21 protein-coding genes are annotated in these 21,946 nt (G+C 72.3%); 8 read left to right on the forward strand and 13 right to left on the reverse strand.

The features are described from left to right. The first annotated feature begins 71 nt into the window (after nt 1–71). The 4 genes from RY076_RS22765 to RY076_RS22780 are packed head-to-tail and all read left to right on the forward strand — an operon-like array spanning nt 72 to nt 3,089. Nucleotides 72–1,010, forward strand: a complete 939-nt coding sequence (locus RY076_RS22765) for a universal stress protein (RefSeq protein ID WP_323102124.1) — start codon at nt 72–74, stop codon at nt 1,008–1,010. 39 nt (nt 1,011–1,049) lie between these two features. Beyond that, nucleotides 1,050–1,715, forward strand: coding sequence for a nitroreductase family protein (locus RY076_RS22770; protein WP_323102125.1), 666 nt, complete (start codon nt 1,050–1,052; stop codon nt 1,713–1,715). 53 nt (nt 1,716–1,768) lie between these two features. Further along, entirely contained in the window at nt 1,769–2,584 is an 816-nt protein-coding gene (locus RY076_RS22775; protein ID WP_323102127.1) for a maleylpyruvate isomerase family mycothiol-dependent enzyme, read from the forward strand. A gap of 7 nt (nt 2,585–2,591) precedes the next feature. Continuing rightward, entirely contained in the window at nt 2,592–3,089 is a 498-nt protein-coding gene (locus tag RY076_RS22780; RefSeq protein ID WP_323102130.1) for a VOC family protein, read from the forward strand. 60 nt (nt 3,090–3,149) lie between these two features. On the opposite strand, the gene RY076_RS22785 is transcribed toward RY076_RS22780, so the two are convergent. The 6 genes from RY076_RS22785 to RY076_RS22810 all read right to left on the reverse strand — a co-directional run bounded on the left by RY076_RS22785 (nt 3,150) and on the right by RY076_RS22810 (nt 7,187). Further along, nucleotides 3,150–3,464: a hypothetical protein gene (locus RY076_RS22785; protein WP_323102132.1), complete on the reverse strand. Its 315-nt coding sequence runs from the start codon at nt 3,462–3,464 to the stop codon at nt 3,150–3,152. Between the two features lie 262 nt (nt 3,465–3,726). Then, nucleotides 3,727–4,275, reverse strand: coding sequence for an ABC transporter substrate-binding protein (locus tag RY076_RS22790; RefSeq protein WP_323102135.1), 549 nt, complete (start codon nt 4,273–4,275; stop codon nt 3,727–3,729). A gap of 228 nt (nt 4,276–4,503) precedes the next feature. After that, a complete protein-coding gene (locus RY076_RS22795) occupies nt 4,504–4,812 on the reverse strand; it encodes a phosphatase RsbU N-terminal domain-containing protein (RefSeq protein WP_323102137.1) in 309 nt (102 codons plus the stop codon). Continuing rightward, on the reverse strand, nt 4,809–5,195 hold the full coding sequence (locus tag RY076_RS22800; RefSeq protein WP_323102140.1) for an STAS domain-containing protein: 387 nt from the start codon (nt 5,193–5,195) through the stop codon (nt 4,809–4,811). Before RY076_RS22800 ends, RY076_RS22795 begins: the two co-directional genes overlap by 4 nt. A gap of 26 nt (nt 5,196–5,221) precedes the next feature. Beyond that, nucleotides 5,222–6,109 (reverse strand): STAS domain-containing protein, encoded by an 888-nt coding sequence (locus tag RY076_RS22805; RefSeq protein ID WP_323102142.1) that lies wholly within the window; start codon nt 6,107–6,109, stop codon nt 5,222–5,224. Nucleotide 6,110: 1 nt separating this feature from the next. Then, nucleotides 6,111–7,187, reverse strand: coding sequence for a sigma-70 family RNA polymerase sigma factor (locus tag RY076_RS22810; protein WP_323102143.1), 1,077 nt, complete (start codon nt 7,185–7,187; stop codon nt 6,111–6,113). A 571-nt stretch (nt 7,188–7,758) separates the two neighbouring features. On the opposite strand from RY076_RS22810, the gene RY076_RS22815 reads away from it, so the two are divergent. From RY076_RS22815 to RY076_RS22825, 3 genes are all read left to right on the forward strand, one after another. Next, nucleotides 7,759–9,168, forward strand: a complete 1,410-nt coding sequence (locus RY076_RS22815) for a basic amino acid/polyamine antiporter (RefSeq protein WP_323102144.1) — start codon at nt 7,759–7,761, stop codon at nt 9,166–9,168. Nucleotides 9,169–9,191: 23 nt separating this feature from the next. Next, entirely contained in the window at nt 9,192–10,442 is a 1,251-nt protein-coding gene (locus tag RY076_RS22820) for an arginine deiminase (protein ID WP_323102146.1), read from the forward strand. A 114-nt stretch (nt 10,443–10,556) separates the two neighbouring features. Next, nucleotides 10,557–11,075, forward strand: a complete 519-nt coding sequence (locus RY076_RS22825; protein ID WP_323102148.1) for a copper chaperone PCu(A)C — start codon at nt 10,557–10,559, stop codon at nt 11,073–11,075. Nucleotides 11,076–11,162: 87 nt separating this feature from the next. Here the strand turns inward: RY076_RS22825 and RY076_RS22830 are convergent, their stop codons facing one another. The 6 genes from RY076_RS22830 to RY076_RS22855 form a co-directional block, all read right to left on the reverse strand. After that, the gene (locus tag RY076_RS22830) at nt 11,163–11,849 is read right to left on the reverse strand and encodes a hypothetical protein (RefSeq protein ID WP_323102150.1); all 687 of its coding nucleotides are present in this window, start codon (nt 11,847–11,849) and stop codon (nt 11,163–11,165) included. 147 nt (nt 11,850–11,996) lie between these two features. Next, nucleotides 11,997–14,735 (reverse strand): LuxR C-terminal-related transcriptional regulator, encoded by a 2,739-nt coding sequence (locus tag RY076_RS22835; RefSeq protein WP_323102152.1) that lies wholly within the window; start codon nt 14,733–14,735, stop codon nt 11,997–11,999. A 72-nt stretch (nt 14,736–14,807) separates the two neighbouring features. Continuing rightward, the gene (locus RY076_RS22840) at nt 14,808–15,620 is read right to left on the reverse strand and encodes an ABC transporter permease (protein ID WP_323102154.1); all 813 of its coding nucleotides are present in this window, start codon (nt 15,618–15,620) and stop codon (nt 14,808–14,810) included. Further along, a complete protein-coding gene (locus RY076_RS22845; protein ID WP_323102156.1) occupies nt 15,617–16,534 on the reverse strand; it encodes an ABC transporter ATP-binding protein in 918 nt (305 codons plus the stop codon). Before RY076_RS22845 ends, RY076_RS22840 begins: the two co-directional genes overlap by 4 nt. 39 nt (nt 16,535–16,573) lie before the next feature. Further along, nucleotides 16,574–17,314: a DUF4386 domain-containing protein gene (locus RY076_RS22850; RefSeq protein WP_323102159.1), complete on the reverse strand. Its 741-nt coding sequence runs from the start codon at nt 17,312–17,314 to the stop codon at nt 16,574–16,576. A gap of 1 nt (nt 17,315) precedes the next feature. Then, nucleotides 17,316–17,630 carry a hypothetical protein gene (locus RY076_RS22855; protein WP_323102161.1) on the reverse strand — a complete coding sequence of 105 codons (315 nt, stop codon included), beginning with the start codon at nt 17,628–17,630 and terminating at the stop codon, nt 17,316–17,318. A 195-nt stretch (nt 17,631–17,825) separates the two neighbouring features. Here RY076_RS22855 and RY076_RS22860 point away from each other — a divergent pair, with 195 nt between their 5' ends. After that, nucleotides 17,826–19,127 (forward strand): MFS transporter, encoded by a 1,302-nt coding sequence (locus RY076_RS22860; RefSeq protein WP_323102164.1) that lies wholly within the window; start codon nt 17,826–17,828, stop codon nt 19,125–19,127. A gap of 56 nt (nt 19,128–19,183) precedes the next feature. Here the strand turns inward: RY076_RS22860 and RY076_RS22865 are convergent, their stop codons facing one another. After that, nucleotides 19,184–21,916 carry a LuxR C-terminal-related transcriptional regulator gene (locus RY076_RS22865; protein ID WP_323102166.1) on the reverse strand — a complete coding sequence of 911 codons (2,733 nt, stop codon included), beginning with the start codon at nt 21,914–21,916 and terminating at the stop codon, nt 19,184–19,186. Nucleotides 21,917–21,946 lie beyond the last annotated feature (30 nt).

Consider the following 21,946-nt stretch of genomic DNA (forward strand, 5'->3'; position numbering starts at 1 on the left):
CCCGACAGTGGACCCAGCGCCGTGACGAGGTGCCCCGGCGTCCACACCGGAGCGGCCGAGGAGGACCCCCGATGAACGCGGAGAGGTCGACGCCGCCGCGCAGGTCCCGGATCGTCGTCGGCTACGACGGCTCCGCGAGCGCCGCGGCGGCCCTCGAGTGGGCGGCCGGTGCGGCCGCCGACCGCCGGTGCCACCTGGAGGTCGTCACGGCCCTGCCGCTGCACGATGCGTGGGCGGTGCCGATCGGTCTGGCCCTCGCGGTGGTGCCCGCGCGTCCGCACCACCTGCCCGACGCCCGTGTCGAGGATGCGCGGCAGCTGGCCGCCAAGTTCCTCCCCGACGCCGCAGTGACGCTGACCGAGATCGCCGGCGCTGCCGCGTCGACCCTGATCCACGCCTCCGAGGAGGCACGGCTGGTCGTCGTCGGCAACCGCGGGCACGGGGCGTTCGGCTCGGCGGTCCTCGGCTCGGTGTCCGCGTCGGTGGCTCGGCACGCCTACTGTCCGGTGACCGTCGTGCGCGGAGCCGTCGACGAACCCGACCGGCGGCGTCCGGTCACGGTGGGCGTGGACTACCTGCAGCCGTCCGGCGCTGCCGTGCGCTTCGCGGCGGACCAGGCTGCCAGGTGGGGCGTCCCGCTGCGCATCGTCTCGGCGTGGGCCCTGCTCAACCAGGGTGCGGCCGGGCTGGCGCACCAGCCGCCGGACGAGATCAACGAGTGGGCCCGGACGCGGTTCGAGATGGCTCGTGGCGCTGCGCTCGACGCCGCCGGGCTGGCCAGGCAGGTGGCCCACGACCTCGTGGTCGAGCTCGTTACCCCCGAGACCCCCGCGGCACCCACCCTGGAGGAGGACTCCCGACGCTCGGGGCTGCTCGTCCTCGGGTCGCGGCGGCTGGGCCCGCTCGAGCGCATGGTGCTCGGCTCGGTGAGCCGCGCCGTGCTCAACCACGCGTCCTGCCCCGTGACCGTCGTGCCGAGCACCGCCGTCCCGAGCCCCTTGCGCGCGTAGGGCCCTCGCGGGTCGCGCGTGCGGGGCTATGGTGCCCGCATGGACCTGTACGAGGTCATGCGCACCACGGCGGCCGTCCGCGACTTCACCGACGACCCGCTGCCCGACGCCGTGCTCGAGACGATCCTCGAGAACGCGCGGTTCGCCCCCAGCGGCGGCAACCGCCAGGGCGTGCAGATCGTCGTGGTCCGCGATCCCGCCGTCCGCGAGCGGCTGGTCGAGATCACCGAGCCGGGGGCCCGGCGCTACCACGCCCAGCGGGCCGCCGGCGAGGGCCCGTGGAGCGCCTGGACCCCGAGCTCGGTCACCGAGGAGGAGGTCGCGCGGACCGTCGTCCCGGGCTGGGTCACCGAGCCGCTGCGCCGCGCCGCCGTGGTCCTCGTCGTCTGTGTCGACCTGCGCGCGGTGGCCGCGCTCGACCAGGACCTCGACCGCGTCGGCGTCGTCGCGGGCGCGTCGGTCTACCCCCTGGTGTGGAACATCCTGCTCGCTGCCCGCAACGAGGGCTTCGGGGGCACCATCACGACGATGGCCGTCGCCGAGGAGCCTGCCCTCAAACGGCTGCTCGGCATCCCGGAGCCCTTCGCCGTGGCCGCGGTCGTCCCCCTCGGCAAGCCGGTCAAGCAGCTGACGCGGCTGCGGCGGGTGGCCGTGGCCGAGATGACCCGTCGCGAGCACTGGAGCGGCGGCCCCCTGCAGGACTAGCCTGAGTTGAAGGCGCAACTACCGCTCACCGACTCGTCTGCGGAGGTGTGGGCATGGACGACTGGAACGCCATGACCCCGGCTGGCAAGAGCACGATCCTGCGGGTCGTGCGGCAGGAGGCGGAGCAGTTCTTCGCCCTCGTCGACCAGGACTCGGCCTGGGCGGCGCCCACCGGCGCCGGACACTGGGAGGTCCGCGACGTCGTCGGGCACCTCGTCGACACGACCGAGGCGTACTTCGTGGCCTTCGACGCCGCGCGCAACCACCGCGAGGTCGAACCGGCGTACGGGTTGCCCGGCATGGCCCAGCGCGTCGACACGATGGCCCGGGCGCTCCGGGACCTGCCACGTAGGGAGCTGGTGGCGCGAGCGCGCACCGACTTCGACACGATGATGAAGACCTTCGACGAGCTGACCGACGAGGACTGGACCGGTCTGCAGGTGGCCCACTTCTACATGGGGCCGCTGCCGTCGTTCTTCTACCCCGCCTTCCAGCTGATGGACTACGGCGTCCACTCCTGGGACATCCGCCAGGGCACCGGGCGCGCGCACGGCCTCTCGGGCGAGGCGGCCGACCTGCTCACGCCCTTCATGTTCGTGCTGTGGCAGTACACGACAAAGCCGGTCACCCCCGACGACGCGTGCGAGATCGGCATCCGGATCACGTCCGGTACCCATGCCGGCGACACGCGCGTCTCCCTGACCGAAGCGGGGTTCTCGTACGCTCCCGGGGAGGCGACCGACCTCACCGTCCTCGAGTTCGACCCCGGTAGCTTCGTGCTCACGGCGTTCGGGCGCAGCAACGCGGGCACGATCAGGGGCGACCGCGCCATGGCGGACCGCTTCCTCAACATCTTCTTCAGGATCTGAGGCACACATGACCGAGATCGACCTCGCCGCCGTCGACGCCGAGCGCGAGCGGATCCGTGGCGCTTACCTCCAGCCCGCCGAGCGCCGCCCGGTCTCGAGCGCGCGAGGTCTGCACCACTTCGCCGTCGTCGCCCGCGACGTCGAGGAGACCATCCGGTTCTACCAGGGCGTCCTGGAGTTCCCGCTGACGGAGATCTTCGAGAACCGTGACTACAAGGGCTCGAACCACTTCTTCTTCGACATCGGCAACGGCAACCTGCTGGCGTTCTTCGACTTCCCGGGGCTCGACGTCGGCCCCTACGCGGAGGTGCTCGGAGGCCTGCACCACATCGCCATCTCGGTCGAGCCGCAGACGTGGGAGCGGCTCCGGGGCCGGCTCGACGACGCCGGCGTCGAGTACCTCCAGGAGAGCGGCACGTCGATCTACTTCCGCGACCCCAACGGCGCCCGGCTCGAGCTCATCGCCGACCCGCTCGGCGAGATGTACGGCACCACCGTCCTCTGACGGGGGACGCGCAGCGGTCCGACGACGGTGCCGGAGGGAGCGCCGCGGACCGCACCGCGGTCAGCCGGCCAGGCTCGACCACCAGCCGGTGGTCCGGGCGGCCTCCCACTCGGCGCCCGAGACGTGCACGAGACCCGGGACGTGACCGTCGGCGTCCGGTGCGAACCGGGCACGGCACACGTCTTCGTCCTCGAGCCCGAGGAAGGACACGCACACACCGTCCACGGGGTCCACGTCCGTGACGGTGCCGGGGTGGTGCTCGCCCAGGACGCGGCCGGCGTCGACGGCATCGGGGCGTGTGACGAGGACGGGGTCCGCGCGCCCGGTGTAGAGGACGAGGGCGCCCACCGGGTCGGTCCTGGTGAGGGGTCGCATGCGTTCGCTCCTGGGTGTCGCCCCCGAGCCGGGTCTTCTTCCCAGTGTGCCGAGGGGACAGCCCGTGGTGGGTCTGATGGATGGATTGGCCGGGCTCCGCGGCGGAAGCGCTGGTCACCGGCGTACCGCGGGCCCGGGCACGGCACCCCGCGACCGAGCCGATCGGTCGCGGGGTGCCGCGTGTGGCGGCGCAGCGGGGGGAGCAGGCCGCGCCGCCCCTGCCTCCGGACGCCGGCGCGGAGGCAGTGAGGGGCCGCGTCGCTCAGAGTCCGAGCAGGCGGTTCAGGAGGGCGGCGAGACCGTTGACGCCGTTGCCGTCGAGCAGCCCGGCGACCGCGCACAGCAGGTTGCCGAGCAGGTTGCCGGCGCCCGACTGCGCGGTGATGTTCAGGACGACCTGGTTGAGGTCGACGACGAGGCCGAGCAGGTTGAGGTGCAGGGGCCCGAGGACGAGGTTGAGGATGTCGCACGAGCCCGCCGTCGTCGCGTTCTGGACGGTCGTCGTGACGGTCTGCGACACCGGCACGACGGTGCCGTCGAGCCTGGTGAGCGTGCCGGTCACGAGCCCCGTGACGCCGAGGGCGCCGTTCTGGTTGCTGAAGCCGGTGGGCGTGAAGGAGCCGGTGAAGGTGCCGACGCCCGAGATGACCTGGTTGATCGTCGAGGACGCGCTGGCCCTCGGGGTCGACGCGGCGGGCGCGGCCGGTGCCGCAGACGGTGCGGCGGAGGCGGCGGCAGCGGGCACGAGTCCGAGCGCGGCCGTCGTCGCGAGGGCGGCGCCGCTGGCGTACAGCTTGGAGGCGAACTTCATGGGCGTTTCTCCTGGTTCGTGCGGGAAGGCCGGGTGGGCCGTCGGTCACCACTGACGATGCCGAGACCCGCCCGGCATGACGCGGCCTCGTGGACGGCGGACGGAGCCGGTTCGGGCCAGTCGGCCCGGCACCCACGCTCGGACGCGCGGCCGGCACCGCCACGCATTTCCGAGGGCCGGCGCCGTCGCCGCGTCATGCACCGGCACCCAAGGCGTCCCGTGCGCGGGTCAGCGTCCGGATGCTGCCCGGTGCGTCATCTCGTACGCGGCGAGCAGCTCCAGGAGCAGCTCGCCGGAGGTGGCGTGAACGTGCACGACCTCGTCGGGCCTGGCGTCGGACAGCACCTCGCCGGTGACCTCCTGGTGGATCCGGCACACGTCGAGCAGGGCGACGCCGTCGGCGAAGGCGGCACGGCCCAGGTCGTAGGCCTCCGCTCGCACCTCCTCGGCCCGTTGGGGCAGGAACCGCAGCAGCAGCGGGCGGTAGTTGCGGGCGAACCGGTCCAGCTCGTCCGGGTCCGCCGGCAGCCGCGTCACCGGCGCTCCTCGGGGTCGACGTCCCGGGGCGCGTCGAACGGGGCGGGCTGCACGAGCGTCGCGAGCAGGAGCAGACCCTCCTCGAGGTCGAGCGCCGTCGGCACGTGCCCCGGCCCGAGCCCGAGCCGCACCATGGTGAAGGCCACCTCGGGCTGGATCCCCACGATCACCGTCTGGGCTCCACGCAGCCGTGCCATCTCGGCGATCCGGCGCAGCGTCAGGGCGGCGAACGAGTCGATGACATCGAGTGCCGCCACGTCGATGAGCACCCCGCGCGACCGGTGCTCGCCGATGCGGTCGACGAGGTCCCGCTCGAAGCGCGCGAGCTCCGAGTCGTCGAGAGCGGTGTGGATCGATGCGATCAGGGTGTGACCCTGACGCATGATCGACACGAGAGCGGGACCGCCGTTCACGAGCTGGTGCCCACCTCCTTCCGGATCACGCTGAAGCCGAGCAGTCGTTCCGCCTCCTCGAGACCTCCCTGCAGGTCGCCGATGGTGTTCATCTTGCTGAGGTCGACCCCGATGGTCACGAGGGTCTGGGCGATCTTCGGCGACAGTCCCGTGATGATGACGCTCGCACCCATGAGGCGTGACGCGTCGACCGTCTGCACGAGGTGGTTGGCGACCGCCTGGTCGACGTCGGGAGAACCGGTGATGTCGATGACGACGACCTTGGCGCGGTGCGTGCGGATGCCGGTGAGCAGCTGCTCGGTGAGCTGTCGGGCGCGCTCGCTGTCGAGCACGCCGATGATCGGCAGGATCAGCAGCCGCTCGCGCACCGGCAGCACCGGCGTCGACAGCTCGCGGATCGAGTCCTGCTGCTGGCGGATGACGCGTTCGCGTTCGTCGACGAAGCTCACGGCGACGGTGTTCGCGATGCGGTTCGCCGCCGGTTCGTAGGCGTCGAGGACCTCGTTGAGCAGCGCGAAGTCGCGTTGGTACTTCTCGAACAGCGAGCGCGCCAGGACGTCGCGCAGCAGCAGCACGATGCCGACGACCTCGTGGGTCTCGACCCCGCGCGGGATGATGCGTTCGGACAGGTCACGGGCGTAGTGCTGCAGCGCCTCGACGCTGCCGGTCTCGAGCACCTCGACGTAGTTGTCGTAGACGGAGGTCGTCTCCGCCGCCATCTCCTGCGGTGTCATGGCGTTGAGGAGATGGGCCTGGTGGATGCGTTCGGCCCACTCCTCACGCAGCCGCGTCCGGTGCTCGCGCAGGTGCGCGACGAGCTGCGACAGGAGGTGCTCGCCCCCGCCGCTCTCCTCACGGCCGCCGTCGGTGTGCTGGTCCTCCATGTCAGGTCCTCTCCCATTTGGTCATGGTCACCGTGGTGCCGTGCCCGGTCCCGCTGAGCACGGCGAAGTCGTCCATGAGACGCCGGACGCCCGGAAGGCCGAGCCCCAGGCCGCCGTACGTGCTGAACCCGTCGCTCATCGCCCGATCGACGTCCGCGATGCCGGGACCACCGTCGCGGGCGGTCACCCGGAGTCCGCGCCGGTCCTGCTCGACCAGCTCGATGACGACCTCGCCCCTGCCGGCGAACCGCACGATGTTGCGACACACCTCCGAGACGGACGTCGCGATGAGCGTCAGCTCGGTGGCCCCGAAGGTGAGCCGCGAGGCGAGCTCCCGGGCCGCCCCGCGCGCCCGGACGATGTCGGCGTCCCGTTCGATCGCGATGCGCACCGTGTCGTCGTCGCGGCCCTGTCCTCGTTCGAGGAGCGGTTCGCTCAGTCGCGCACAGAGGTCGCACTCGAGCACGTGCTGGGCCACGCCGACCTCACGTTGTCGACGCTGGTCCCCACCGCTGAGCGCGAGCAGGACCGGCCGGCACCGGTCCGTCACGGTCGTGGCGTCCTCCAGCTCGAGCAGGTACTCCACGCGCAGCCGGGCCCGGACGCGGTTGAGCCGGGCGCCGACCGCCCCCGCAGTGCTGCCGGCCGTCTCGGCGATGGCCCGGGTGGTCGCGCCCTCGACCTCGTGGTCGATCAGCAGCTCTCGCTCCTGCTCGCTGAGGTGGGCCAGCGCGCGTGTCATCGCGCCGTGGTCCTCCCCGCCCACCAGGTGGTCCTCGGGCAGCTCGGGCGTGCTGAGGTCCACGACACGGTGCTGGTTGCGGCGCCGGCGATCCTCCTCCCGCCACAGGCTCGCGACGACGTTGCGTGCCGTCGCGATGGCGTACGGCTGCAGCATGCCCGGCTCGATCGTGTCGGAGGCTGCCAGGACCCGGGCCAGGGTCTCCTGCACGAGATCCTCTGCTGCCGGGTGTGACCCGAGGCGAGCGCCCACGATGCGCCGCACGACAGGGATGAGGTCTGCGACGTCCTGCGCCGCATGACCGATCCCCTCGCCGTCGCGCCCGGTTGCGCTCACGTCGTGGAAGTACCCATCCCCACCGAAACTGCCACGTCGGGCGCCGTCCGGTGACGCGACGTCCACCCAGAATGTGAGGGTTGATCCGACCGCCCGTCGGGGTTCATGCTGGTGAGGCGCGCGGCACGAGGGGTGCTGCTCGAGGAGGCCGTGATGAAACCATCGCCTCACGCGTCCGGCAGGACGCCTCGGGTCGTGGATGGGCCGCGCCACCGCACCAGCCCCTCCCCCACCACGCCGACCCGCTTCGGCCTCGAATCGGCTTGCCGCACAACAGGACCGCAGATGCTCCACGCTGCCGTCATGAATGCCTCAGTCACCGGGCCCGGCTCGCCGCCTGTCGCGGCGCCGCCCCACGCGCGCAAGGGGCGCCACCGCGTCGTGCGCATGCCCACCTGCTCGTAGGTCGATCACGAGTGCCAGCCGAGGAGGTCGCATGAGCACTCAGGAAGACGGATTGCGAGTCCCGTCCGCCGGCTCGGGGGGCAGCCCCTCGACCCAGGCGGACGTGCCGATCGGGACGGCTGGGACGGCCGGGACGACGGAGGGTGGAGAGCCTGCTGCCGCCAGGATGAGCGTGCCCACCCTGACCGCGATGGTGGTCGGCAGCATGGTGGGCGCCGGGGTGTTCTCGCTCCCGGCGCGGTTCGGCGTCGCCACGGGCATCCTCGGCTCCCTCATCGCCTGGGCCGTCGCGGGCACCGGCATGCTGATGCTGGCCTTCGTGTTCCAGAGCCTCGCGATCCGCCGGCCCCAGCTCGACTCCGGCGTCTTCATCTATGCGAAGGCAGGGTTCGGCGACTACGCCGGCTTCAACTCCGCGATCGGCTTCTGGGCCAGTGCCGTCGCCGGCAACACCTTCTACTGGGTGTTCATCAGCGCCACGCTCGGCACCTTCGTCAGCGGCTTCGGCGACGGCGCCACCGTCCTGGCCGTCGGCCTCTCCAGTGCCGGCGTGTGGTTCTTCCACTACCTGATCGCCCGGGGCGTGCGTGACGCAGCGGTCATCAACCGCATCGTCACGGTGTTCAAGATCCTGCCGATCCTCGTGTTCATCGTCGTGATGTTCGTCAACTTCGACGCCGGAGTCTTCGCCGACAACTGGACGGCCGGAAGCTACGGCGACCTCGGCAACCTCAACGAGCAGGTCCGCAACACCATGCTCATCACGACGTTCGTCTTCATCGGCATCGAGGGGGCCAGCGTCTACTCCCGGTACGCCCGGCGCCGCGAGGACGTCGGCCGCGCAACGGTGCTCGGCTTCCTCAGCGTCCTGTCGATCTTCGCGCTGGTGACCCTGTCGAGCTACTCCGTGGTGCCCCAGCCGGAGCTCGCGGCGACGCGCCAGCCGTCGATGATCGGCGTCTTCCGCTCGGTCGTCGGCGACTGGGGCGAGGTGTTCATCAGCGTCGCCGTCATCGTGTCGGTGCTCGGGGCCTACCTCGCCTGGACCCTGATGGCCGCCGAGGTCATGTTCATCCCCGCCCGTCAGGACGACTTCCCCCGCTTCCTCGGCCACGAGAACGCGAAGGGCACCCCGATCACGGCGCTCGTCGTCACCTCCATCGGGGTGCAGTCGCTGCTCTCGTTGACGCTCTTCGTCGACGACGCCCTGAACTTCATGCTCGACCTCTCGACGAGCCTCGCCCTCCTGCCCTACCTCCTCGCGGCCGCCTACGCCCTGAAGCTCGGGCTCACGGGTGAGAGCTACGAGGACGTGGCGCCGAGGACCCGACGCAGGGAGACCGTCGTCGCCGGCGTCGCCACCGCGTACACGATCTTCCTGTTCGACGCCGCCGGGCTGAAGTTCGTGCTCCTCATGACCGTGATCCTCGCCCCGGCCTCGCTGCTCTACATCAAGGCTCGCAGCGAGCAGGGGCGGCGGCTGTTCACGCCCTCCGAGCTCGCGCTCTTCGTCCTCATCGTCCTCGGTGGCGTGGCCGGCGTCGTCGGCCTGGTCACCGGGCGCATCACCATCTGACCCCACCGAGAAGAGGCGACCGGATGACCAGCCCAGCGACGACGTACGGAGTGCACTCAGAGGTCGGCCGGCTGCACAAGGTGCTCGTGTGCGCCCCCGGCCTCGCGCATCGCCGGCTCACCCCCACCAACAGCGACGACCTGCTCTTCGACGACGTGATGTGGGTCGAGAACGCCCAGCGCGACCACGCCGACTTCGTCAACAAGCTCACCCAGCGCGGCGTCGAGGTGGTGGAGCTGCACGACCTCCTCGCCGAGACCCTGAAGGACTCCACGGCGCGGGACTGGCTGCTGGACCGCAAGATCGAGCCGAACCACGTCGGGCTCGGGCTCGTGGAGGGCACGCGCGCCTTCCTCGAGTCGCTGGCGCCCCGCGAGCTGGCGGAGTTCCTCATCGGCGGGCTCGCTACCGACGACCTGCCCGAGGACCACCGCACCGGCTACATCGCTCTCGCCCGGGAGCACACCGGCGCGCGCGAGTACCTGATGCCGCCCCTGCCGAACACCCTCTACACCCGCGACACCACCTGCTGGCTCTACGGCGGCCTCACCCTCAACCCGCTGTACTGGCCGGCGCGCCACGACGAGACGCTCATCTACAAGGCGATCTACGAGTTCCACCCCGACTACGCCGGGTCGACGGTCTGGTGGGGCGATCCCGAGAAGGACTGGAGCCAGGCCACGTTCGAGGGCGGCGACATCATGCCGGTCGGCAACGGTGTCGTCCTCATGGGCATGAGCGAGCGGACCTCGCGCCAGGCGATCACGCAGGTTGCCGCGGCACTGTTCGGCCAGGGCGCGGCCCAACGGGTCGTCGTCGCCGGCATGCCGAGGCTGAGGTCGGCGATGCACCTCGACACCGTCTTCACGTTCGTCGACCGTGACGTCGTCACGCTCTACCGCACGATCATGGACGCGGTGCACACGTTCACGCTGCTCCCCACCGACAAGGCACCCGGGGTGGAGGTCGTCGACGAGGGCAGCGCGGCGTTCGTCGACGTCGTCGCCGGCGCCCTCGGCCTGCCCTCGATCCGCGTCATCGACACGGGCGGCGACGTCTACCAGGCCGAGCGCCAGCAGTGGGACAGCGGCAACAACGCCGTCGCCGTGGAGCCGGGCGTGGTGTTCACCTACGACCGCAACACCGTGACCAACACGCTGCTGCGCAAGGCGGGCATCGAGGTCATCACCATCGTCGGGGCCGAGCTCGGACGCGGCCGCGGGGGTGGTCACTGCATGACCTGCCCGATCGTCCGCGACCCCGTCGACTACTGACCAGGCACCGTACGGGAGATGAGCAGATTGAGAGCGTTTCACCGACCCACAGCCCGGCAGCGCGGCACCCGGAGCGCAGTCCGCTCCCGGCGGCGACGACCACGGACGGCGTTCGTGGCCCTGGCGCTCCTCCCGGCAGCGCTGGTGGCCGCCGCCTGCGAGAGCCAGCCCGACAGCACCCAGGCCCGCATCGACAACCCGGCGCGCGGCAACAGCGTCAACGCCCAGGTCGGCGACATCCGCCTGCTCGCGACCCGCATCGACGCCCCGGAGGAGCGCAAGGTGCTGGCCGCGACGAGCACCGGGCTGTTCACGACGCTCGCCAACGACGGGAGCCAGGCCGACACGCTCGTGGCCGTGTCCACGAGCTACGCCACGCGCACCATCCTGCGCGACGGCGCCGACGGTGCCGAACGCCCTGTCAACGTGCCGGTCCCCGCGCACGGCGTCGTCTCGATGCAGTACCCGGGGCAGACCCACCTCGAGCTCGTCGACCTCAAGGTGGACGTCCGAGCCGGCCGGCTGCTGCCGGTTCAGTTCCGCTTCGCCCGGGCCGGTACCGCCACCGTCAACGTCTTCGTCGACGGCTTCGGGCTGCCGACGGTGTCGCCGGTCACGCCCACCGGCAGCTAGCGGCCGGGCCGCTCGGGGTCCGGTCGCACCATCGCCCCGACCTGCGTGTGCAGGTCAGGGCGATGTCCCGGGCGTCGTGGGCGTGTCTCATCGGACCGACGCGGCGGGCCGGCCCTGCGGGGCCGGGGTCGTGACCGCGCCCGCCGCAGTGTGCTGGTCGCGCCACAGGGAGATCCCGAGGCCGATGAGCGCGAGGCCGGTGGGGACGGCGAGGGGCCGGTTGAACGACTGCGGCAGGACGGCGAGGGCTGCGGTGGAGACGTTGCCGACGGCGAGCAGCACCGCGGCCCACCGGCTCAGGATGCCGGCACGGAACGTCGTGACGCCGAACAGCAGACCGCCGAGCACGTACGCGACACCCGTGACGGCGAAGACGGTGGTCAGGGCGCCGATGTCGCCGCCCGCGCTGCCGTGGAAGGCCGCCTGGATCACGTCACCGGTCCACGCGGGGTCGGTGCGGGCCGTCGTGGGCAGGGCGAACGCGGCCATGAACGTCGTGGCGAACATCATGAGGAAGCCTGCGGAGAGGACGAGGTACCCGACGAGGCCGACGAGCCCGGCCCTGGCGTGCTGGCGCAGGTAGATGCCGGTGATCCCGGCGAGGGCCAGCGCGGCCATGGCGGTCTTGGCCGCGTTGCGGACGACCCAGTCGGTCGTGGTGGCCGACTCGACGGTCATGGCGGGGTGGTTGACCTGGACGGCGATGTAGATGGCTCCGGCTGCAGCGGCAGCCACGCCGGCGGCCTGGCCGAGGCGGGCGGTGGAGATGTTCATGGCGGTTCCTCTGTTCGGTGGCTCGGCGGGCTTGCCGATGGGCTCGACGGTAGGAACCGCACGGGTGACGCGGGATCACCATCGGTGGTGATCCGGGTGGTGACCTGCGGTGCCACCGGGCTGCTCGCCTGCGGTGGCGCGGCCCGCTCAGAGGTGGCCGAGCTCGCGGGCGCGTTCGACGGCGGCGCGGCGGGTGTTGACGTCCAGCTTGGTGAAGATGTGCTTGGTGTGGGTGCGCAGGGTGTTGACGGACACGTACAGCTCGCGGGCGATGTCAGGGCCGCTGAGGGTGGTCGCGAGCAGGCGGAGCACGTCAAGCTCACGCTCGCTGAGCGCGTCGGGACGGGGGGCGTCCGGGGCGGAGGTCGGTGCGGACGCCGCGACCGGGCGGTACGTGGCGTGCCGGAGGGCGCGGGCCTGCCCACCGGCGGTCGGGTGCCGCTCCACCGCCGGCAGGAGCCGCTCGAGCGGTTCACCCTCGTCGAGGAAGAGGCGGACGAACCCGGCCGGCACGCCGAGGGTGAGGGCCTCGGCCAGCCGCTCGACGGCAACGCGGTGGTCGCCGCGGGCGTCGCTGCACAGAGCCTGCATCAGCCGGACCTCGACGAGGCTCGCGCCGCGACCGCCCCGGTCGGCGTCCCGAGCGATGGCGGCGAGGCGCGACTCGGCCTCGTCGAGTGCCTCGGCGACCGGGTGTGACTCCGGGCCGGCGCGGTGCTCCGCGAGCAGCAGCCGCACGTAGGTGGCCTGGTTGAACTCGTCGAGGTAGCGCCCTGCCGGTCGCTGCTCGACGCCTGTGGCGGTCGCCCACTCCCGGGCGTCGGCCAGTCGGCTCTGGGCGATGAGGGTGCGGGCCCGGAGGGCCGGAAGGGGCCGCACGTCGGGGAAGAAGCCGGCCCGGTACGCGTCGGCGGACTGCTCGAGCAGCCGCAGAGCTCCGTCGAGGTCGCCGAGCGCGCGGCGCAGGCGAGCGGCCGTCATCGCCCAGCGGTACCGGTTCTCCAGCAGGGACGCCGACTCCCCCAGCGCGGAAGCCGCCGCGAGCTGTGCGTCGGCACGGTCGAGGTGGCCCTGTTCGACGAGGACGTCCGCCAGACCGACGTGGATGTCGCCCAGGGTCGCGAGGGCGGCGCCGGGGTGGGCCTCGGCCGCAGCGAGGGCCCGCTCGAACAGGCGCCGGGCCTCGTCGGGTCGCCCGCGGGCGGTCCACATGGCGCCCAGGGGCACGGTGCCGCCGAACTCGTCCGCGACGTCACCGGCGGCGGTGAGGTCCTCCAGCGCGCCCTGGAAGGTCGCGACCGCCTCGACGAGGTCACCGTCGGCCCAGGCGGCCATCGCGAGGAACCCGGCGGCCCCGCCTCGGGCCATGTGGTCCTCCGGTCCGCACAGGTCGAGGGCATGCCGCGCGTGCGACTGTGCCGCGGCGGTGTCGCCGCGGGCCTGGGCGGCGGAGGCCCGGAAGATCGCGATGGTGGCGGGCAGCGTCCGCACCTCCTCGCGGGTGACCTCCGACGCGTCCGGCGCCGCGACCGGCGGGTGGGCGGCCAAGGCGGCCTCGGCCGCGGCGAGCCACGCATCGACACCGTCGAGGTCTGCATCCACGAGCCGGGTCCACGCCCGGTAGGTGGCCAGCAGTGCCCGGGCCCGCACGGCGTCGTCGGGCAGGGCGGTCAGCCAGTCCCGGAAGAGTCGGTCGTGGCGGGTGCGCCGAAGGTCGGGCAGCGCCCACTCGACGAGGTCGGCCGCGTGGTCCGGGTCACCGGCGGCCAGGGCGTGCCGCACCGCGTCCCGGGGTCGGCCGTGTCCTGCGTGCCAGACGCTGGCCGCGTGGTGCAGCCGTGGGACGCGGTCGGGGTCGTCGGCGACCAGCCGGGCGCGGAGCGCCTCGACGAACAGGTGGTGGTACCGGTACCAGGTCCGTCGGTCGTCGAGCGGGACGACGAAGAGGTTGGCTCGGTCGAGGGCCTCGAGGACCGCGCGTCCGTCGTGCCGGCCGGTCAGCGCGTCGGTGAGCGGACCGGTCAGCTCGTGCAGCACGGAGGTGTCGAGGAGGAACCGACGGACGTCTTCGGGCTGCTGTGCGAGCACCTCCTCCACGAGGTAGTCGAGGATGAACCGGTGGGTGCCGGCGAACTCCTGCACGAACGAGGTGCGGTCCTCCACACCTTGCAGCGACAGGCCCGCGAGCTGGAGACCGGCCGCCCAGCCCTCGGTCCGGTCTGCGAGCGCCTGCACGTCGGCCGGGGACAGGGACAGGCCCATGACCTGGTCGAGGAACGAGGAGGTCTCGTCCGGGGTGAACCGCAGGTCGGCGGCGCGGATCTCGAGCAGCTCGCCCCTCGCGCGGAGGCGGGACAGGGCCAGTGGCGGGTCCGCCCGCGTCCCGATGGCCAGGGTGAGCCGGGGTGGGGCGTGCTCGATCAGGAACGAGGTGATGGCGTGCGACTCGGGGGCGTCGATGACGTGGTAGTCGTCGAGGGCCAGGACGGTCTGGCCCTCGTGCAGGTCGAGGTCGTTGACGACGCTCGTGAGCACGGCCTGCGGTGGAGGCGCACCGCCGTCGGCCATGAGGCGCGACGCCTCCGGCAGGTCGCGCACGGAGGCCAGGGCCGCGACGACGTGCTCGAGCAGACGCGCCGGGTCGTTGTCGTCGTCGTCGAGGGAGACCCAGGCGACGCGTCGGGGTTCGTCGTCGTCGGTGGTGGTGGCGGGGGCCGCGGTGGTGAGCCATTGCGTCAGGAGGGTCGTCTTGCCGAAACCGGCCGGGGCCGAGACGAGCACGACCCGGGGACGGGCGGCGCCGGCCAGGCGACCGCTGAGCCGGGGGCGCGCGACGAGACCGGGGCGCGCGGCAGGCAGGTGGAGCTTGGTCCCCAACACGGCCACGCGCCGAGTGTAGGAGCGCGGCCGTGCGAAGGTCAGCGAGATCGGCGGAGCGCGGGCCGTGGCCGGTGCCCGCTACTTCACCTCGGTGCGCCGCAGGGTGATGACGCCGACGACCAGCGGCGCCACGAGCCACACGGCTGTGGTGACCCCGAGCTGCGCCCACTGTTCGGCGCCGAAGCCGCCGTGGAACAGGGCGTCCTGGCTGTAGTTCGGGTCGACCCACGGCTGCGCGGTGCGGAACCACTCCTGACCCATGGCCAGGAAGGTGAGCAGCGTCGGGGCCACGAAGGCGTAGACGAAGTAGGCGACGATGGCGCCCGCGGAGGCCCGGATCAGGACGCCGAACATGAAGCCGACCGCCATGAGCAGGGTGTTCGCGAGCGCGAAGTAGGCCAGGTCGACGGCGCTCTGGTCCCAGACGGGCTCGAGGCCGTGGACGGCGCTGCCCGCGAGGTTGCCGAGCGCACCGAGCGGGAACGCGAGGACCATGGCGAGGACGCCGACCAGGAGCATGGCGATGCCTTTGGCGAGGATGACGCGCCCGCGGTGCGGGACCAGGGTGAAGGTGCTCAGCCCGCTGCGTTGGGTCCACTCGGCCGTGACGGACAGGACGGCCATGAGCGGCAGCGTCACGCTCATCGGCTTGGCGATGGCCAGCGTGAAGGTGGCGTAGCTGAGCTGGTCTGCCGGCGCGAACGCGATGACGAGGATCGTCGTGGCCACGGCCGTCAGGGCCGTGCCGACCAGGAGCCAGAAACCGGAGCGCGTGTCGAGGGACTTGCGCAGCTCCACCCGGACCAGGCGGTGCACCGGGAGGCGGGTCGGCGCGTGGAGAGGTCGTGTGGCGACCTGGGTGATGGGCTCGGGCCGGGTCGTGGTGCTCATGCGACTGCTCCTTCTCGCTGGGTCTGGGCGGTGAGCTCGAGGAACATCTCCTCGAGGCCGGCGCCCTCGGCGGGGCGCAGGCCGAGCAGGGCGACGCCGGCGAGGGCGGCTTCGCGACCGACGTGTTCGGGGTCGGCGTCGACGCGCAGCGTGCAGACGCCGGTGGTGGTGCGGGGGCCGTGGTCGGTGAACGCCATCCCGGCATCCGCCAACGCCGTGGCGAGGCGGGCGCGGTCCCGGGTCTGCACGAGGGTCCCGGTGGTCGCGAGCAGGTCGGACTTGGTGCCCTGGGCGACGATCCGGCCGTGGCCGATGACGACGAGGTCGTCGGCGATGACCTCGATCTCGTGCAGGAGGTGGGAGGAGAGCAGCACGGTGCCGCCGCGGTCGGCGTGGCCGCGCAGGAGGTCGCGCATCCACCGGATGCCCGCGGGGTCGAGCCCGTTGGCCGGCTCGTCGAGGATGAGGACCTGCGGGTCGCCGATGAGGGCGGTGGCGATGCCGAGGCGTTGCCGCATGCCAAGGGAGTAGTCGCGGACGCGTCGGGCTGCCTCGGTGTCGGTGAGGCCGACTGTGCCGAGCAACTCCGGCACCCGGTCGGACGGGAGACCCATCGTCTGCTGGGCCAGGGTGAGGGTCTCGCGCCCGGTCCGGCCGGCGTGCTGGGCGGACGCGTCGAGCAGGACGCCGACCTCCCGGCCGGTGTTGGGCAGCTCGGTGAAGGCGCGCCCCAGCACGGTCGCGGTGCCGGCTGTCGGCCAGGTGAGACCGACCATCATCCGCATCGTCGTGGACTTGCCGGCCCCGTTGGGGCCGAGGAACCCGGTGACGCGTCCGGGTCGGGCGGTGAAGGAGATGTCGTCGACGGCGACAGCCAGGCCGTAGCGCTTGGTCAGTCGTTCCACGGTGATCATGAGTGGGTCCTTCTCTCGAGGTCGCTCGGTGCCGGGCGGTCACGACCGGGGTGGGTTCGCCGTCAGGGGCGTGGGCTTGAAGCCCTTGAACGTCATGTAGAGGCCGACGGTCAGCTCCCAGACGAAGATGAGCACGCCGCCGGGGGCCCACCAGACGGACCCGTGCTCGGTGGCGCCGAGGATGGTGGCGACGGTCGGGACGAGCAGCAGCGGGGCGGCGGCCAGGGCCATGATCGGGATGAAGCGCGGCACCAGACGGGACCGGTAGAGCAGGGTGCCGAAGAGCACCGCGTTCATCACGGGCGCCAGGTTCGGCCCGAAGAGGAACGAGTAGTTGCGCATCTCCACCAGGCCGTGGCCGGTCGTCAGGAGGGCGGCCGTGTCACCGCCCGGGTTGCTCTGCCGGAGGGCGACGACGCCGAGGAGCGCGAGGACGCCGACCATGATGACGGCCGCCTCGTACATGCGGGAGGTGACGAACCCGAGGGCCATCGCGTGGTTCTGCCGCTTGACCACCGGGTAGACGGCGACGGCCGAGCCGACGGCCGTGACGGCGTTCACGGTGTCGAGCAGGCACCCGATGATGACCCGGGTGTCCTGCCCCGGGCCGACGACGTAGAAGGGGTCGTCGAGGATCGGCTTGAGGAAGTACACGACTGCCGCGATCGACGAGGCGAAGGTCAGCAGGTAGAAGATGCCGGATGCCCGCGCGTGGTTGCGGGTCCAGTCGGCGGCGGGACGCCCGACGTTCGTCGGCGCGGTCGCGGTGGTGGTGGCCATGTCAGTCTCCTGGATGGGTCGGTCGGGTCGGTGGGGTTGCTGCGGTTGCTGCGGTTGCTGCGGATTGCGGGGCGGTGGTGTCGGGGTCCTGCCGGTGCAGGGACAGCAGGGGGATGCCGATGTCGCCGAGCTGGCGCAGGAGCCCGTGGAGCGCCGCCTGGTCGGCGACCGGACCGCGCAGGACGGTCGTGCCGTCCTCGAGCGGGGCCAGGCTCATGCCGTCGAAGCGGCTCGCCCAGTGGGCGCCGAGCTGTCCCTGGAGGCGGATCTCGTACCACGCCCGGTCACGGCCGGTGTCGGCGATGTGGTCCTTCATGGCTCTCCTCGGGGCCGGCGCCGGGTCGGCGCTGCAGTGGTGCAAGGGTCGGTACGGCGCACGCTAGGAGCGGGGGTGGTGAGCGGGCATCACCGCATATGGTGAGCGGTGCGGTGAATCTCGCGTCCGCGCGAGGGCGCCCCGACCTGCGCCCTTCAGCCCCGCGCCGCGCGTCCGCTGCCTACCGTGTGAACTGTGACCGACGCCGGCCGGCGGTCGCCCGAAAGGGCGCACGTGCACGAGGAGTCCACCGACACGGTTCGCCCATCCCGGCCCGGGCGTCGGGTCGGGCGGGGCTTCGTGACGCTCTACACGCTCTCCTACCTGGGCACGTGCCTGCTGTTCATCGCGCCGCTGACGGTCACGCTGGCACTCAAGGTGAACGACCTGGTGGGGTCGGCGTCCGCTCCGAGCAGCCTGGCCCTCGTGGCCGGCGCCGGCTCGGCCGTGGCTCTCGTCGGCAACCCCGTCTTCGGCCGGCTCAGCGACCGGACGACGTCACGATGGGGGATGCGCCGGCCGTGGATGGTCGGCGGACTGCTGGTGGGCACGGCGGGCATCCTCCTCGTGGCCACTGCGTCGAACGTCGCCACGGTGGTCCTCGGCTGGTGCATCGCCCAGCTGTCCTTCAACGCCGTCCTGGCCGTGCACGTCGCGGTGCTGCCCGACCAGGTTCCGACGACACAGCGGGGCCGGGTGTCCGGCGTCCTGGGCGTGTGCCTGCCCGTCGCGTCGATCGGTGCGACCTTCGTCGTGAGGATGTTCAGCGGTCACGAGCTGGCGATGTTCCTGCTGCCGTGCGCGATCGGCGGCCTCTTCGTCGTGGTCTTCGCCGCGAACCTGGACGACCGCCGGCTCGCGCCCGAGGCGAGACCGGCGTGGACCTGGCGCGTCGCGGTCGACACGCTCGTCGTCGACCCGCGGCGTCACCCGGACTTCGCGTGGGCCTTCCTCAGCAGGTTCCTCCTCGTCATGGCGTACGCGTTCCTCACGACCTACCAGGTGTACTTCCTGCTGGACCGGCTGCACCGCACCGAGGCCGAGATCCCGAGCCTCGTGTTCCTGGCGACGCTGCTGCAGTCGTCCGCCGTCGTGCTGGCGTCCCTCGTGGGCGGGCGCCTCTCCGACCGGGCCGGGCGCCGCAAGGTGTTCGTGGGGGCCGCCGCGCTCGTGTACGCCCTGGCCATGGGGCTGCTCGGCGTCGCGACCAGCCTCACGGGATACCTGGTCGCGGTGACCCTCAGCGGCCTCGGGTTCGGCCTCTACTTCGCGGTCGACCTCGCCCTCGTCACCCAGGTGCTGCCGGATCCGGCCGACGCCGCCAAGGACCTCGGGGTCTTCAACTACGCCGGAGCCCTGCCGTTCGCGCTCGCGCCCGCCGTGGCTCCGGCCATCCTGTCGCTCGGCGCAGGCAGCTACGGCGTCCTGTTCGCGGTGGCGGCAGCGTGCGCAGCCGCCGGGGCGTTCGCCATCCTCCCGGTGAAGGCGCTGCGCTGACCCCGGACCCCGGACGCCGGAGCGCGCGGACACGCGTCGGGCGTCGGGCGTCGCTGTCAGCCGTCCCGGCCGAGCAGGTCCAGCTCGCGGGCGCGGCTGACGGCCGCGCGTCGACCGCTGACGCCGAGCTTGCTGTACACGTTCCTCGTGTGGGTGCGCACGGTGTTGAGCGACACGACCAGGTGCCGGGCCAGCTCGGGCCCGCTGAGGTCGGTGGCGAGCAGACACAGGACCTCCAGCTCGCGCCGGCTGAGTGGGTCCACGAGGTCCTGGCGCGGCGGCGGCGCAGTTTCCGTGATGCGTGGGCCAACGGGACTGCTCGCCGCGAGCAGCGTTCGGACGTAAGGCGATTGCTGCTCCTCGGGGTCGAGCGTCCCGACCAGCCGGGGCAGGTCGGCCGCATGGTCGGTGAAGGGCCGGACCACGTGTCCTGGCTCACCCAGGCGCACCGCCAGCCGCAGGTGCGTCGTGGTGGCATCGGCGTCACCGGCCGCGTCCGCGGCTACTGCCTGCAGCAGTGCGATCTCGAGAAGGGGGCCGGCCCTGCCCCCGGCCTCGCTGGAGGTGTGCAGCCGGCCCAGGAAGGCCCGGGTCTCGCCCACGTGCTGGCGCAGCCCCTCTCGGTGCTCGGCCAGACGCACCATGGCCAGGGTGACGTGCTCGTACTCGCGCAGGTACGACAGCTCGTCATCCGTGCGCAGCCCGTGCTCGACGGCCCAGGCCCGGGCCTCCCCCAGCCGACCGGCGGCCACGAGAACGCGTGCGCGAGTGGCGTGCACCGGGCGGACGTCCGGCTTGAAGTCGGCGACGTAGAGCCGCTCCGCCTCGTCGAGCAGGGTCAGCGCCTCGTCGACGTCGCCACGGGCCGCGCGCACCAGGGCCATCGTCACCCGGACCTGGGCGGCGTGCGCCGGCATGCCCGCCGCGTCGCCGAGCTGCTGGGCACGACGTAGGTGGCTCTCGGCGTCGTCGAGCTGGCCGCGCTCCAGCGCGATGCCCGCCAGGCCGGTGTGCATGTCGGCCGCGCCCCGCGGCGTCTCGTCCGCGTCCGCCACGAGGGCCAGGGCACGTCGCAGGGTCCGCTCCGCCTCCCCGATGCGGCCCTGGGAGATGCGGATGTCGGCCAGGGTCGTCGTGCATCCCAGGACGTCGGAGAGGTGACCGGCCTCGAGGAGCTCCTCGACGCATCGGGAGTAGCAGCGGTGCGTGGCCTCGACGTCGCCGGTTCGCCAGTGCGCCAACCCGGACAGGCCCCACGCACCGGCGCGGGTGGGGTGGTCGTCGGGCGCGGCCGTCGCCGTGGCGAGCTGCACGTACCGCTGCGTGGCCTCGAGGTCCTCGCTCACCAGGGCGTGCGCCGCCCGGTAGAGGTGGACCTTGCCCGGTAGCCGAGCCAGTTCACCGGGGTCCTCCACCAGCACCGCCATCGGGGCCGATCCGGCCGTGGCCGCGGCACGGTGCCGTTCGAGCAGGTCCTCGATCTCGTCGAGGCGCCGGGGCACGCTGTCGACCTCGTTGCGGGCCATGAGCCCCGCGACGAGGCCCATGGCCAGGGCCGGCCGGGTGCGGACGACGTCGTCGGGCAGGGCAACGGTCCAGCCGACGATGATGTCCTCCTGTCGCTGACGGAGCAGGTCGGGGACGGCTCTCTCCATCAGCACGGCTGCGCGCGCGAATTCGCTTGCCATCAGGGCGTGCCGGACCGCAGGGACCGGCTGGCCGTCCCGCTCGTACCAGGCGCTCGCCCGTCGGTGGAGCGTGCCCGAGGAGGGCACGGCGGGGTCCGACGCGGCGTGCGCGCGAAGGACGTCGGCGAAGAGGTGATGGTATCGGTACCACTGCCGACGCGCGTCGAGCGGGACGACGAAAAGGTTCTGGCGTTCCAGCTCGCGCAGCAGCTCGCCGCCGCCCTCGTGGCCCGTCACGGCGTCGCACAGCCTGCCGGTCAGGCGATCGAGGACGGACGTGCGCAGCAGGAAGTCGCGAACGGGTCGGGGCTGGCGGCTCAGCACCTCCTCGACGAGGTAGTCGACGATGAACCGGTCGTCACCGGCGAAGCCGGCGAGGAACTCGCTGACATCTGCGCGGTCGCGCAGTGAGAGGACGGCCAGCTGGAGAGCCGCCGCCCAGCCCTCGGTCTTCCGTTCCAGCGCGGCGGTGTCGGCGGGGGTGAGGTCGACTCCGTGGCTGCGCAGGTAGCTGGTCGCCTCGTCGTTGGTGAACCGCAGGTCTGCGGCGCGGATCTCGACGAGCTCTCCGTGCGACCGCAGCCGGCTCAGCGGCAGGCTCGGGTCGGCGCGGGTGCTGAGCACGACGTGGGCGTGCGGCGGCAGGTGCGCGAGCACGAACGCGAGCCCGTCGGCGATCTCGGGGCCGTCGACGAGGTGGTAGTCGTCGAGGACGAGGACGAGGTCGTGGTCGAGGTCCGCGAGCCGGTTGAGCAGCTCGGTCAGCACGGCCGGCAGTGCTGCTCCCGCTGCCAGCAGTGGTGCGACGCCGGCAGCGAGGTCCGGGTCGACGCCCGAGAGAGCGGTCGCGACGTACGTCCAGAAGCCGTCCGGCACCGCGTCCCCGGGGTCCAGGGAGAGCCAGGCCACCCCACCCGGGGCGGAACGGTGCTGCACCCAGTTGGCGATCGCGGTGGTCTTGCCGAACCCGGCTTGGGCCGAGACGAGGGTGAGCTTCGTCGTCGTGCCGCGGTCGAGCAGGTCGCTGACGCGGGCCCGCTCGAGCGCGCCCGCCCTGGGGCCGGGAACGTACAGCTTGCTGCTGAGCAGGGGACCCGTCATGCCTGCTCCGTTCGTGACACCCCAGCTGGC

Origin of the sequence: Intrasporangium zincisolvens (assembly GCF_034724055.1) — a bacterium.
GTDB classification, from domain to species: Bacteria; Actinomycetota; Actinomycetes; order Actinomycetales; family Dermatophilaceae; genus Monashia; species Monashia zincisolvens.

What these genes read in the sequence shown, in the direction of transcription:
- RY076_RS22855 (WP_323102161.1), bottom strand. Translation starts at nt 17,630, where the DNA reads ATGAAGGACCACATCGCCGACACCGGCCGTGACCGGGCGTGGTACGAG.
- RY076_RS22765 (WP_323102124.1), top strand. Translation starts at nt 72, where the DNA reads ATGAACGCGGAGAGGTCGACGCCGCCGCGCAGGTCCCGGATCGTCGTC.
- RY076_RS22820 (WP_323102146.1), top strand. Translation starts at nt 9,192, where the DNA reads ATGACCAGCCCAGCGACGACGTACGGAGTGCACTCAGAGGTCGGCCGG.
- RY076_RS22815 (WP_323102144.1), top strand. Translation starts at nt 7,759, where the DNA reads ATGAGCGTGCCCACCCTGACCGCGATGGTGGTCGGCAGCATGGTGGGC.
- RY076_RS22780 (WP_323102130.1), top strand. Translation starts at nt 2,592, where the DNA reads ATGACCGAGATCGACCTCGCCGCCGTCGACGCCGAGCGCGAGCGGATC.
- RY076_RS22770 (WP_323102125.1), top strand. Translation starts at nt 1,050, where the DNA reads ATGGACCTGTACGAGGTCATGCGCACCACGGCGGCCGTCCGCGACTTC.
- RY076_RS22775 (WP_323102127.1), top strand. Translation starts at nt 1,769, where the DNA reads ATGGACGACTGGAACGCCATGACCCCGGCTGGCAAGAGCACGATCCTG.
- RY076_RS22865 (WP_323102166.1), bottom strand. Translation starts at nt 21,916, where the DNA reads ATGACGGGTCCCCTGCTCAGCAGCAAGCTGTACGTTCCCGGCCCCAGG.
- RY076_RS22850 (WP_323102159.1), bottom strand. Translation starts at nt 17,314, where the DNA reads ATGGCCACCACCACCGCGACCGCGCCGACGAACGTCGGGCGTCCCGCC.
- RY076_RS22790 (WP_323102135.1), bottom strand. Translation starts at nt 4,275, where the DNA reads ATGAAGTTCGCCTCCAAGCTGTACGCCAGCGGCGCCGCCCTCGCGACG.
- RY076_RS22800 (WP_323102140.1), bottom strand. Translation starts at nt 5,195, where the DNA reads ATGCGTCAGGGTCACACCCTGATCGCATCGATCCACACCGCTCTCGAC.
- RY076_RS22840 (WP_323102154.1), bottom strand. Translation starts at nt 15,620, where the DNA reads ATGAGCACCACGACCCGGCCCGAGCCCATCACCCAGGTCGCCACACGA.
- RY076_RS22785 (WP_323102132.1), bottom strand. Translation starts at nt 3,464, where the DNA reads ATGCGACCCCTCACCAGGACCGACCCGGTGGGCGCCCTCGTCCTCTAC.
- RY076_RS22830 (WP_323102150.1), bottom strand. Translation starts at nt 11,849, where the DNA reads ATGAACATCTCCACCGCCCGCCTCGGCCAGGCCGCCGGCGTGGCTGCC.
- RY076_RS22845 (WP_323102156.1), bottom strand. Translation starts at nt 16,534, where the DNA reads ATGATCACCGTGGAACGACTGACCAAGCGCTACGGCCTGGCTGTCGCC.
- RY076_RS22805 (WP_323102142.1), bottom strand. Translation starts at nt 6,109, where the DNA reads ATGGAGGACCAGCACACCGACGGCGGCCGTGAGGAGAGCGGCGGGGGC.